Source organism: Paenisporosarcina quisquiliarum, assembly GCF_043641925.1.
Lineage (GTDB): Bacteria > Bacillota > Bacilli > Bacillales_A > Planococcaceae > Paenisporosarcina > Paenisporosarcina quisquiliarum_A.
In genome coordinates this window covers 238163-250150 of sequence record NZ_JBHZRU010000002.1, presented here as the reverse complement: position 1 = coordinate 250150, position 11988 = coordinate 238163, and the positions used below count along the sequence as shown (strand labels likewise).

Annotated in this window: 11 protein-coding genes; 1 reads left to right on the top strand and 10 read right to left on the bottom strand. The window is 38.7% G+C overall.

Translation table 11 applies throughout. The features are described 5' to 3' along the window. Positions 1–160: 160 nt before the first annotated feature. Genes ACHUE4_RS02985 through mce form a run of 4 tightly spaced genes read right to left on the bottom strand, consistent with a single transcriptional unit; the run spans position 161 to position 3753 of the window. Positions 161–631 carry a chemotaxis protein CheW gene (locus tag ACHUE4_RS02985; protein ID WP_394187844.1) on the bottom strand — a complete coding sequence of 157 codons (471 nt, stop codon included), beginning with the start codon at positions 629–631 and terminating at the stop codon, positions 161–163. 21 nt (positions 632–652) lie between these two features. Beyond that, on the bottom strand, positions 653–1777 hold the full coding sequence (locus ACHUE4_RS02980) for a M20/M25/M40 family metallo-hydrolase (RefSeq protein ID WP_394187842.1): 1125 nt from the start codon (positions 1775–1777) through the stop codon (positions 653–655). Between the two features lie 13 nt (positions 1778–1790). Next, complete coding sequence (locus tag ACHUE4_RS02975; protein WP_394187840.1) at positions 1791–3338, bottom strand: acyl-CoA carboxylase subunit beta; 1548 nt, start codon at positions 3336–3338, stop codon at positions 1791–1793. A gap of 4 nt (positions 3339–3342) precedes the next feature. Beyond that, entirely contained in the window at positions 3343–3753 is a 411-nt protein-coding gene (gene mce / locus ACHUE4_RS02970; protein ID WP_394187838.1) for a methylmalonyl-CoA epimerase, read from the bottom strand. A 127-nt stretch (positions 3754–3880) separates the two neighbouring features. Here mce and prli42 point away from each other — a divergent pair, with 127 nt between their 5' ends. After that, the gene (prli42, locus tag ACHUE4_RS02965; RefSeq protein ID WP_155979643.1) at positions 3881–3976 is read left to right on the top strand and encodes a stressosome-associated protein Prli42; all 96 of its coding nucleotides are present in this window, start codon (positions 3881–3883) and stop codon (positions 3974–3976) included. A gap of 24 nt (positions 3977–4000) precedes the next feature. Here prli42 and ACHUE4_RS02960 read toward each other — a convergent pair whose 3' ends face one another. The 6 genes from ACHUE4_RS02960 to ACHUE4_RS02935 all read right to left on the bottom strand — a co-directional run bounded on the left by ACHUE4_RS02960 (position 4001) and on the right by ACHUE4_RS02935 (position 11980). Beyond that, positions 4001–4990, bottom strand: a complete 990-nt coding sequence (locus ACHUE4_RS02960; RefSeq protein ID WP_394187836.1) for an aromatic acid exporter family protein — start codon at positions 4988–4990, stop codon at positions 4001–4003. A 71-nt stretch (positions 4991–5061) separates the two neighbouring features. Beyond that, entirely contained in the window at positions 5062–5502 is a 441-nt protein-coding gene (locus ACHUE4_RS02955) for a BrxA/BrxB family bacilliredoxin (protein WP_394187834.1), read from the bottom strand. 62 nt (positions 5503–5564) lie between these two features. Continuing rightward, positions 5565–6656 carry a methylmalonyl Co-A mutase-associated GTPase MeaB gene (meaB, locus tag ACHUE4_RS02950; RefSeq protein ID WP_394187832.1) on the bottom strand — a complete coding sequence of 364 codons (1092 nt, stop codon included), beginning with the start codon at positions 6654–6656 and terminating at the stop codon, positions 5565–5567. After that, positions 6656–8809 (bottom strand): methylmalonyl-CoA mutase, encoded by a 2154-nt coding sequence (gene scpA, locus ACHUE4_RS02945; protein WP_394187830.1) that lies wholly within the window; start codon positions 8807–8809, stop codon positions 6656–6658. The genes meaB and scpA overlap by 1 nt, the downstream gene beginning before the upstream one ends. Further along, on the bottom strand, positions 8799–10454 hold the full coding sequence (locus tag ACHUE4_RS02940) for a methylmalonyl-CoA mutase family protein (protein WP_394187828.1): 1656 nt from the start codon (positions 10452–10454) through the stop codon (positions 8799–8801). Before ACHUE4_RS02940 ends, scpA begins: the two co-directional genes overlap by 11 nt. Positions 10455–10672: 218 nt before the next feature. Continuing rightward, positions 10673–11980: a dihydrolipoamide acetyltransferase family protein gene (locus tag ACHUE4_RS02935; protein ID WP_394187826.1), complete on the bottom strand. Its 1308-nt coding sequence runs from the start codon at positions 11978–11980 to the stop codon at positions 10673–10675. Positions 11981–11988 lie beyond the last annotated feature (8 nt).

The window sequence follows — 11988 nt, the reverse complement described above, 5'->3', positions numbered from 1 at the left end:
ATCTGCACGCATCTCCATTCTTACTTGTTTCTCGACAATTCAAGTATATAAGATATGGATGATGTCGTGCTTTTTTCATGCGCTAAATTGTGTGCTTACCCCAACATTTATTATAGAACCCAAAAAACAAGACGCAAGGGCATCCTAGCGTCTTGTTTTTTTATTCAACTTCAACTGATTCCAAGTAAGTTTGAATTTCTTTAATGCCATCAACCGTGCGCACTAAAATGCTTGGATCTATAATCGTAATTACACGATTTTCTAAATTGGCTACAGAAGAAAAATACTGTGTTTTAGAATAATTCACCAGTCCAATTTGTTTTAAATCTTCATTAGCAATATCTAAAATCTCTTTTGCTTCTAACACTAAAAGACCTATAAACATTTCTTCGGTTTGTAAAACGATTACACGAACTTGATCATCCGAACTGGCACTGCGGCCGTACAGGATTTGTTCAAAATCCACGATTGGAACAAGTTCTCCACGAATCTTCATTAACCCTAAGAAATAGTTTGGTAAATGAGGAATTGGGTTAACTTGTTCTAATTTTTCAATTGATACGACATGTTCGACAGGAATAGCATAATCTTCATTTCCACAACGAAACACAACCACTTTGACACTTGACATACTCAAACCCCCACAGTTGTTTTATGATTTAATAGCCGAAACTTTGACAATCTCAACTAACAAATCTGATAACTTTTCAAGCTCTTCAACTGGCATACGTTCATTTTTTGTATGAATTTCTTCATACCCGACAGAAAGATTGACTGTTGGGATCCCAAATCCAGCGATGATATTTGCATCACTGCCTCCACCGCTTGCTGCTAATAAAGGCGTGCGTCCTACATTCTTAACAGCTTGTATCGCTACCTTTGTGACATGTTCCTCAGGACCAAAGCGGAAACCAGGGTACATAAGCTTCACATCCACTTCAGCAGAGCCACCCATATCGGTCGCAACTTTTTCAAAGACCGATTGCATGTGCTCCGTTTGTTTGGTTAGTTTGTCTTCCACAATTGAACGAGCTTCAGCTAAAATATGAACTTCATCACAAACGATGTTTGTTGCTCCTCCGCCCTCAAAACGACCGATATTTGCTGTAGTTTCTTCATCAATTCGTCCTAAAGACATTTTCGAAATGGCTTTCGCCGCAATATTGATTGCTGATATTCCTTTTTCAGGAGCTACACCTGCATGAGCAGTCTTCCCTCGAATCGTAGCCCAAATTTTCGCTTGATACGGTGCTGACGTAACAATTCCGCCTACTTTTCCATCTGAATCGACAGCAAAACCATATTTGGCATTGATAAGTGATGCATCAAGTTCCTTAGCTCCAGCTAAGCCACTCTCTTCGCCAGAAGTAATGATAAACTGAATATCTCCATGATCAATCGACTCTTCTTTTAAGCGTTTAACCATGTCGAATAATGCTGCAATACCTGCTTTATCATCAGCACCCAAAATAGTTGTTCCATCTGAGTAAATATATCCGTCTTCACGTAATTCGGGCTTAATGCCTTTTCCAGGAACTACTGTGTCCATATGACAAGTAAAGTAGATTGGATCAACATCAGCTTTATTTCCCTTTAATGTCGCAATGAGATTGCCTGCGCCATGGCCACTTCTCGTAGCAGAATCGTCTTCAATAACTTGAAAGCCTAACGCTTCCATTTTTGATTTTAAGATAGGTGCAATCACTTGCTCATGTTTTGTTTCAGAGTCGATTTGTACTAACTCGAAAAATTCGTCTATTAAACGTTGATTTGTCAAATGAAAAACTCCTTTATAGTGGGATATTACCGTGTTTCTTAGCTGGTCGTGATTCCTTCTTATTTCGCATCATATCAAGTGCTTGTATAAGCTTAATTCGTGTTTCTCGAGGGTCTATAACATCATCCACCATCCCACGAGCGGCAGCTACGTAAGGATTTGCGAATTTTTCACGATATTCCTCGATTTTTGTCGCACGCGTTTTTTCCGGATTGTCGCTTTGCGCGATTTCCCGGGAAAAGATTACGTTAGCTGCGCCTTGAGGACCCATCACGGCAATCTCTGCATTCGGCCAGGAAAACACTAAGTCTGCGCCAATTGATTTAGAGTTTAATGCAACGTAAGCGCCACCATAAGCCTTTCTTAAAATGACGGTCATTTTAGGAACAGTTGCTTCTGAGTATGCATACAAAATTTTGGCTCCGTGACGAATAATTCCGCCATGCTCTTGTTTAATACCTGGGAAGAATCCAGTTACATCTTCAAACGTAATGATTGGGATGTTAAACGAATCACAAAAACGAATAAATCGTGCAGCTTTATCAGAAGAATCGATGTCTAATCCTCCTGCCATGACTTTCGGTTGATTACAAACTAACCCAACAACTTCACCTTTGATTCGAGCAAGTCCAATTACTACATTACGAGCGAATTCCTTTTGAACTTCCATAAATGAATCTTGATCGACTACTTGTTCGATTACTTTTCGAATATCATACGGACGAATCGCATCAAATGGAATAACTTCCGTTAATTCAGGTCGGTAATCATCTTTCATATCAGCTTCCAGTCTAGGCGGTTTTTCATCATTATTTTGCGGTAAATAACTTAACAAATCTCTCACTTGTTGTAAAATTTCTTGTTCGGTTTTCGCACGGAAATGGGCATTTCCACTAATTGCATTATGTACTTTTGAGCCACCCAAATCCTCAGCTGATATTTTCTCACCCGTAACCGTTTCAATTACTTTTGGTCCGGTAATAAACATTTGGCTTGATTCATCCACCATAAATACAAAATCAGTGATTGCTGGTGAATAAACTGCACCTCCAGCACACGGTCCAAGGATGACAGAAATTTGTGGAATAACACCAGAATAAATTGAATTTCGATAGAAAATTTGACCGTATCCATCTAATGAAACGACACCTTCTTGAATACGTGCACCACCTGAATCGTTTAACCCAATAAAAGGCGCGCCATTTTTAGCTGCAAGATCCATTACATTTGCAATTTTCATCGCATGCATTTCACCTAAAGCACCACCGAAGACCGTAAAATCTTGTGAAAATAAATAGATTGGGCGTCCATTAACTTTTCCGTATCCAGTTACAACCCCTTCACCTGGTCCCTTTTGCTTGTCCATCCCAAAATCAACTGTACGATGCTCAATAAAAGGATTCAGCTCTACAAATGTACCTTGATCGACAAGTAAATCAATACGCTCTCGTGCGGTTAATTTACCTTTAGCATGTTGACGTTCAATACGTTCGTCTCCACCACCAAGTTCAATTTCACGTTTCCGATCATATAACTCACTGATTTTTTCATAAATGTCCATGTGTTTACTCCTTTAAACCTGTTTTGTCACAAAGTTCATATAAGACACCGAATGAAGATTTTGGATGTAAGAACGCGACCTGTGCGCCACCCGCTCCAATTTTCGGTTGTTCATTTAAAACACGTATTCCTTTTTCACGAAGTTCTTTCATTCGCTCTTCAATTCCTTCCACACCAAAAGCAATATGATGGATACCTTCACCTTTTTTCTCAATAAAAGAATGGATGGCACTTTGTGTGGACATTGGTTCAAGTAGTTCTAATTTAACGTTGCCAGCATCAATAAATGCTACGCGAACGGATTCTGATGCTACTTCCTCGATTTTTAAAACGGATAAACCGAGTGTTTCTGTATAATAAGGGATTGTTTCATCTAAATTTTTTACGGCGATGCCAATATGATCAACCTTTTTCAAAATAGCCACACCCTTCTGTATTCTCCATTCTCTATTGTACCGATTTCTTTTTGAAAACTCTACCTCTTGTGAATTTTTTCAGTTTCTACTAAACTTAAACTATCGTTCGTTAAAGGAGTTGTATCGTATGCGTAATGCAAATTTTCGTAAGTTCATCGTCTATTTAATGATCATCATGATGGTTTTATCTAGTGCCTTGTTTGGGCTAAGCTTATTCTTTTAACAAAAAACAGCTTCCGAGGAATTATTATTCCTTAGAAGCTGTCTTTTTTTTTATTTTAAAACCGACGAATTTTCGTTTAATGCGTAAATATTGTTCCATTTCTTCGATAAACTGATAAAGTGCAGCCATTGCCAAAAAGTTATCATGATCTTTAGGAAGCGGCATTTTCGAGAACTCTTCTTTTACATCATCTAGTTTGGAAATAAAGGTATTCGCTGTATTGCCTGAATGGACATGATTAGCTAAATCCTCAATAAATTCACCTACATGATGTGAATGTGAAATAGTGACTGGTAAAGCTGTGATTTTTGGAAGTACTCTTTCAATGATTTCAAATTGTTGTTCTCTCATATCAAAATATAAATAATATAAATTTTGTCTTCGATTTAAATGGTTTTCAACATCTTGGTAAGCGAGTGCTTTCCCTTTTTCAATTACTTCTGCTGCTTGGACAAGTTCATTTCCATCCCAGTCTGAATCTCCATTCCGTAAATAGAGTGCAATTTCATGAAATATTTTAGAATAGAGTGCTTCTAAATCTAAACGATATTTTTTTAAATCTTTATCGATACTTGGCATATACATATTGACCACTAATGCCACACCAAAACCTACGGCCATTAATTGTGTTTCATTCCACAGTAAAGACAAGGATAACGATTTAGCATCAAATAGATGCAAGAGAATGACCACACTCGATACAAAACCATCTTGAAATTTTAACGAGACTAATGTCGGAATAAATAACACTAAAATAAGACCAAACACAAGTGGATGATACGATATTCCTTCAAAGAATATGAAAGCAAATCCAACACCAATGACACTTGAAATAATACGAGCATATACCGCACGAACAGATTTTCTCTTTGTTGGTTGAATACATAAAACCGTCAAAATAAAAGCTGAACTGTAGTAATCTAAATCTAAATACATTGCGATTAACATCGCAATACTCGCTCCAACCGCTGTTTTCAAAGTTCGATACCCTATACGAAATTTCCGTAAATCCATTCCACCCTCACCCCCTTCTCAAAATGACGTAAGCAAAAGAGCACTGAATAACAGTGCTCTCGTTTTCTACCTTATAGCTCATCACAATGTTCTTCAAACAGTGCTTGTATATGAGTAATTACGGACATTGGATCGTGACCTTCAATTTCATGACGACCGATCTCAGCAACAAGTGCTCCATCTTTCATTAAAACGAATGATGGGGATGACGGCAAGTGCTCATCTCCAAATAGCATACGGGCTTGAGCAGTAGCTTCTTTGTCTTGTCCTGCGAAAACTGTTACGAGATGATCGGGACGTTTATCATAATGAACAGCATTTGCAGCTGCTGGACGAGCTATTCCCCCAGCACAACCACATACTGAATTAATCATAACCAATGAAGTACCTTTGCGAGAGAACGCTTGTTCTACTTCTTCAGGAGAAGTCAATTGTTCATACCCGCTAGCCTCCATTTCACCACGTGCTTGACGAACTATATCGTTCATTAATAAATTAAAATCCATATTCATTGTTAAAACTCCTCTCAAACTTCTGTATTAATAATAGCAGTTCATGAATACCCACGCAAAAACTAGGATTTATTATCTAGAAAAAGTTGTTCAATTGCTTGTGACACGGTTTTATTGCCTTTTAGTATCTCTGCTTCTAAGCTCTTAACAGTTGTTTTCGTATGAGGTTGCTCATAGAATTGATCCATTAAGCGATCGACAATCATTGTATGGAACCAATCTTTTGTTTGCGACTGTCGTCTTTCGATGAAGAAACCTGATTTCATAAGTGTATCTTTAAAGGAACAAATAATTTGCCATGTTTCTTCAATTCCAACGTAATCTTTCGACGAAGCGGGTATTGCTTTAGTTGTCCACCCTGGGCTTGCGGGTTGTAAAAAATGCAAAATTTGTTGGTACTCAGCGACTGTTTTCTTCGCCATTTTTGCATTGTCGCCATCAGCTTTGTGAACGATTATTAAATCCGCTAATTCCATTATTCCTTTTTTCATCCCTTGCAGTTCATCACCAGCACCGGTTAAAACTAACAATAAAAAGAAATCAACCATTCCCCTAACAATCGTTTCACTCTGACCGACGCCAACGGTTTCGATCAAAATCACATCGTAGCCCGCCGCTTCGCATAGCAACATCGTTTCTCGTGATTTTTTATGAACGCCACCTAAAGTTCCAGCAGTTGGTGATGGACGAATAAAGGCATTTTCATGTCTCACAAGTTCTTCCATCCGCGTCTTATCTCCTAATATGCTTCCACCGGATATAGTGGAGCTAGGATCTATCGCTAACACCGCTACTTTAAAGCCTTCATCACATAAAAACTTGCCAAATGCTTCAATAAAAGTACTTTTACCAGCACCAGGTACGCCCGTGATTCCTATACGAATACTGTTGCCGGTGTGAGGTAATAGCTCTTGAAGTAAACGTTGCCCTGCACGTTTATCTGCAGAAACAGTACTTTCAAGTAAAGTAATGGCTTTGGCCAAATGGAGTCTAGAACCTTGACGAATTTCTCGTGAAAAATCATCGACAGAAATCTCATTTTTTTGAGACTTTCGAAATTGCTTTCGTGTTGCTTGCCCCATTCCATCATGAGTAGAATGAATGCCACTCATAACATGCATTGAATTTTTCTGTTGGTTCTTTTGACCATCCATTATTCCATCACTTCCTCATACCCGAGTCTTCTATAAATTTCTTCTATGACTTTACCAGCTGCTACTGGTATTACAGTTCCCGGTCCAAATATCGCTGAAGCTCCATTTTCTCGAAGGAAAGCATAATCTTGGGCAGGAATAACACCACCGACGACAATTAAAATGTCTTCTCGACCCAATTTGCTTAATTCATCACGAAGTGATGGAACGAGTGTTATATGGCCAGCTGCTAATGAACTCACACCAATTACATGAACATCATTTTCTACTGCTTGGCGAGCCGTTTCGGCAGGAGTTTGAAATAACGGTCCCATATCTACGTCAAAGCCTAAGTCTGCAAAGGCAGTAGCAATTACTTTTGCCCCTCGGTCATGTCCATCCTGTCCCATTTTGGCGATCATAATTCGAGGTCGTCTGCCTTCGTTTTCTTTAAACTCATCGGTCATCTGTTTAACGGCTTTTATTTCTTCTTCATTTGAGAAGTTCGAGCTATAAACTCCACTCACTGAACGAATCACCGCCTTATGTCTACCTGATACAAGTTCTATGGCATCAGAAATTTCACCAAGTGTTGCTCGAACTCTAGCTGCTTGAACTGCACATGCTAGTAAATTTTCATTGCCTGTTTGAGCTGCAGAAGTAAGAGCAGTTAATGCAGCTGTTACTTCTGTTTCATTGCGCGTTTGTTTCATTTTTTCAATGCGGTCAATTTGTTTTTGACGAACCACGGTGTTATCAATATTTAATATTTCAATGGGATCTTCTTCTGATAAACGGAATTTATTAACGCCAATAATAATTTCTTTACCTGAATCGATTTGAGCTTGCTTTTTAGCAGCTGCCTCTTCAATCTTCATCTTTGGTAAACCTGTCTCAATCGCTTTTGCCATACCTCCAAGCTCTTCGATTTCCTCGATTAATGCCCAAGCTTTTTGCATTAACTCATCCGTCAGTTTTTCAACTGCATAAGAGCCGCCCCAAGGGTCAATAACCTTCGTCATCATCGTTTCTTCTTGTAAGAAGAGCTGAGTATTACGAGCTATACGTGCAGAGAAATCTGTCGGTAATGCGATCGCTTCGTCAAGTGCATTCGTATGAAGAGATTGCGTATGACCCATAGCAGCGGCATTTGCTTCGACTAAAGTGCGAGTGACATTATTAAATGGGTCTTGTTCAGTCAAACTCCATCCAGAAGTTTGTGAATGTGTACGCAGTGCTAATGATTTTGGATTCTTCGGGTCAAACGTTTTCATCATTTGAGCCCAAATACGTCGAGCGGCTCTCATTTTTGCGATTTCCATAAAATAATTCATTCCAACCGCCCAGAAAAATGACAATCGTGGCGCAAATGAATCAATATCGATTCCAGCTTTAAGTCCTGTACGTACATACTCTAATCCATCAGCTAATGTATAGGCTAATTCAATGTCGGCTGTTGCTCCCGCTTCTTGCATGTGATAGCCAGAAATCGAAATGGAGTTAAACTTTGGCATTAACTTCGACGTATATTCAAAAATATCGGCTATAATTTTCATCGACATTTCAGGTGGATAAATATATGTATTTCTTACCATATATTCTTTTAATATGTCATTTTGAATGGTTCCAGCAAGTTGCTCAGGTGAGACGCCTTGTTCTTCAGCTGTCACGATATAGAATGCGAGAATTGGTAAAACGGCTCCGTTCATTGTCATAGAAACAGACATTTGATCCAGTGGTATGCCATCGAACAAAATCTTCATATCTTCAATAGAATCAATAGCAACTCCAGCTTTCCCAACGTCTCCAGTAACACGGGGATGGTCTGAGTCATAACCTCGATGTGTAGCTAAGTCAAAAGCGACTGACAAGCCCTTTTGCCCCATGGCAAGGTTACGACGATAAAATGCGTTACTTTCTTCGGCAGTTGAAAATCCAGCATACTGACGCACAGTCCATGGACGTGACACATACATAGACGGATATGGCCCTCTTGTATTGGGAGCTATCCCTGGCAGGTCTTGAGTATGTTCAAGTGATGCGATATCATTCTTTGAATATCTTTGTTGTATTTGAATGCCTTCATTCGTTAAAAAAGAATCCGTAATGGTATTGTTTAATTGGTTATTAGAGAGAATAGTTTCGATTTGAATTGACTTAAAATCAGGTTTCATCTGTGTGACCTCCTGCTTCATTCCAATGAACAAGTTCTTGCATTTTAGCAATTATATCTTGTCCCGCATAAATACTGCCATTTAGTCCAAGTTCTTTCCAAGTAGTTTCTTCTTCAAATTTGCCTGCAACATCCAAGAACATGTCATTAGATTTCAGTTCTAGCAAAGATGGCATAATTTCCTTCGTTAAATCATCCTTAGCAGCAACAATTGCATAAGCAATCTCATTCTTTTTCAACCAGTGCCATGCATCTTCTACTTTTTCAAAAACTGGACTCATTAAAGGATTTAATCCTCCTGCTTGTAAAAATCCTTGAACGAAATCGGCTCTAGGTTTCACTTCTTTTAACAAACCAAATGAGACTACCGCGGATTTCAAAGAGTTCGTTTGGAACTTTTCTCTAAGGTTCTCAAAAGGAACTGCCAGACGATCAACGTCTTCATTCATGACTGATGGACTTACGATATCACTTGGATTAGCATACATATTTGTCCCGATTAACGATGCTTTGCGAGTTGTAAGAGCCGTTTTTCTCTTTGAATGAACTTCATGTACAAGATCCATTAAATAAATTTCACGTGATGTTTCTTGCATTGACTGGATTTTAATAAACAACGCCCATGATTCACGCACTAAATCAGACGTTAGTGACTCGATATAGTAAGATCCCGAAGATGGATCAATGAATTTGCTTATCATCGTTTCTTCTCGAATAACTAATTGAACATTACGTGCAATTCGCTCAGATGTTAACGTGCTGCCTGTTAATACATCATGAGGGTAAACCATTAAAGCATCTGCACCGCCAAGCACTGCTGAAAAAGCAGCATTGCCAGCTCTCAGTAAATTTACCGTATCATCGAGTTTCGAATAGGAACGCAAAGAAGTGTCAGCGAATAATGGGATATTTGTCCCATCCACTCCATATGCGGAGATAAACGCTTTCCATAACACACGGAACGCTCTTAATTTAGCAATTTCCATAAAGAAATTCGTATCTACTGAAAATTGAACAGCCAGAGAAGATGAAAAGTCAGGTGTATTTTCAGCTATTTTTGCAAATGACAGCAAGGCACTTGTTAACTCATGGATCGCTGTCCCACCCGCATAATGAATTTCACTAGTAGAAACGAGCATATTGACAGATGGAATGGAAACCCCTTTTACATAACCTGTTACTACTTGTAACTCTTCCTTCGTTAGAAGTGAAAAGACCCCTAAAATTGAATCATTTTCGTTTTCAACGGAAAAATAGAACGGATGTTTTTTGATTAAGTCCTTTAATTGATTTAATTCTTCAGAACTCCATTCAAAGGATGATGTTGAAGCCAAATAAACAATCATATCATTGCCGCGGCTTAGTTGATCGACAATTTTTTGTAAGAATTCATGTGCTGACGTTGCAACGGCCGGTTGTGCAATCATCCATTTCGAATCTTGTTTTGCTGAAGAGATTATTTCAGAGTAATTTATTGACTTATTTAGATGTTCTTCTGTATATAGTGGTTGAAGTTGAATTCCTTCAAAGGTTGGAGTGATTAATTGATCGAATGATTTACCTTTTAGTGAATGAACGGCTTCTACTTTCCAGTCGTCGTAAGAAGCTTTTGGAAATTGAATAGTTTTCATTTTTGTGATTGTCATGTGGATGCTTTCGCTTCCCTCCTTTAGATCTGTTGCTTACTTCTAGTCTAACTTAGAAAGGGCTTTCATAAAAGCAAAAAAAGCCCGATGACCGAGAGTTTCGGCATCGGACTTTATTGATAAGTTTAGTTTCAAGTTAAATCTCGAACGAATGTTCAACATACTTTCAACGAAAAGTAGGTTTCACAATCCGCATGAGTTCTGCTTAAAACTTTTCATTAATAAACGGAAGTGTTTTCTTTTGTCATGTTTTCAAGAATTTCTTTCACACGCGCAAGGAAACGTCCACAAACTAATCCATCAAGAACTCGGTGATCAAGTGATAAACATAGATTTACCATATCACGAGGTGCAATCATGCCGCCCGCCATAATAACTGGACGCTTAACAATAGATTCCACTTGCAGAATTGCTGCTTGTGGGTAATTAATGATACCCATTGATTGAATAGAACCAAATGAGCCTGTGTTATTAACAGTAAATGTACCACCTTGCATTTCATCAGATTTCAACTTACCTGCACGTACTTTAGCTGCAAGTTCATTAACTTCACGACCAATGCCTTTAATGGTTTTTTCATCTGCATTTTTAATAACTGGAACATACAATGCATCTTCAGTTGCTACAGCGATTGAGATATTAATATCTTTTTTCTGTACGATTTTGTCGCCCGCCCACATTGAATTCATCATTGGGAATTCTTTTAAAGCTTGAGAAACTGCTTTGACGAAGAATGCAAAGTAAGTAACATTAAATCCTTCTTTTTTCTTGAATTCATTTTTGATTGAATCACGGTATTGAACTAGGTTCGTAACATCTACTTCAATCATTGTCCACGCATGTGGTGCTTCGTGTTTACTACGTAACATATTAGCTGCAATTGCTTTACGAATGCCTGTAACAGGAATTTCGATATCGCCTTCGGCAACAGGTACATTTGCTGCTGCTGCAGGTTTCGATGCAGCCGGTTGAGCTGGTGCTGATACTGTTTCTTGTTGAGGAGCAGCTTGTTCAGCTTTAGCAGTTGGGATGTTCCCACTTTCGATAATTGCTTGTAAATCTTTACGTGTAATACGCCCTTCATTTCCCGTACCTTCTACAAGTGTTAAGTCGATATCGTTTTCTTGAGCAAGTTTTAATACAGCTGGAGAATAACGAGCTTTCGACCCTTTTTCACGTTGAACAGGAGCTGCCGTTTTTTTCGATTCAGCAGCTGGCATTTCAGCGGCTGTTTCTTTTTCGGCAGGAGCATCTTCAGGAGTTGATTCTTCAGTAGAAGCGCCACCTTCAGTTTCGATTGTACAAACTACGGCACCTACTGCTAAAGTTTCGCCTTCTGTAGCGATTAGCTCTTTGATGACACCTGTAAATGATGAGGGAATCTCAGCTGTTACTTTATCTGTATTCACTTCTGCAAGTGAATCATATTTATTCACTTTGTCACCCGGTTGAACCAACCATTTTTCGATTGTTCCTTCTGTTACGGATTCACCGAGTTGAGGCATTTTAATTTGTTCGATTGCCAATTGTAACT

Coding starts and splice junctions, on each gene's coding strand:
- prli42 (WP_155979643.1), top strand. CDS start 3,881: ATGCGTAATGCAAATTTTCGTAAGTTCATCGTCTATTTAATGATCATC.
- ACHUE4_RS02975 (WP_394187840.1), bottom strand. CDS start 3,338: ATGGACATTTATGAAAAAATCAGTGAGTTATATGATCGGAAACGTGAA.
- ACHUE4_RS02955 (WP_394187834.1), bottom strand. CDS start 5,502: ATGAATATGGATTTTAATTTATTAATGAACGATATAGTTCGTCAAGCA.
- ACHUE4_RS02960 (WP_394187836.1), bottom strand. CDS start 4,990: ATGGATTTACGGAAATTTCGTATAGGGTATCGAACTTTGAAAACAGCG.
- ACHUE4_RS02940 (WP_394187828.1), bottom strand. CDS start 10,454: ATGACAATCACAAAAATGAAAACTATTCAATTTCCAAAAGCTTCTTAC.
- meaB (WP_394187832.1), bottom strand. CDS start 6,656: ATGGATGGTCAAAAGAACCAACAGAAAAATTCAATGCATGTTATGAGT.
- scpA (WP_394187830.1), bottom strand. CDS start 8,809: ATGAAACCTGATTTTAAGTCAATTCAAATCGAAACTATTCTCTCTAAT.
- ACHUE4_RS02985 (WP_394187844.1), bottom strand. CDS start 631: ATGTCAAGTGTCAAAGTGGTTGTGTTTCGTTGTGGAAATGAAGATTAT.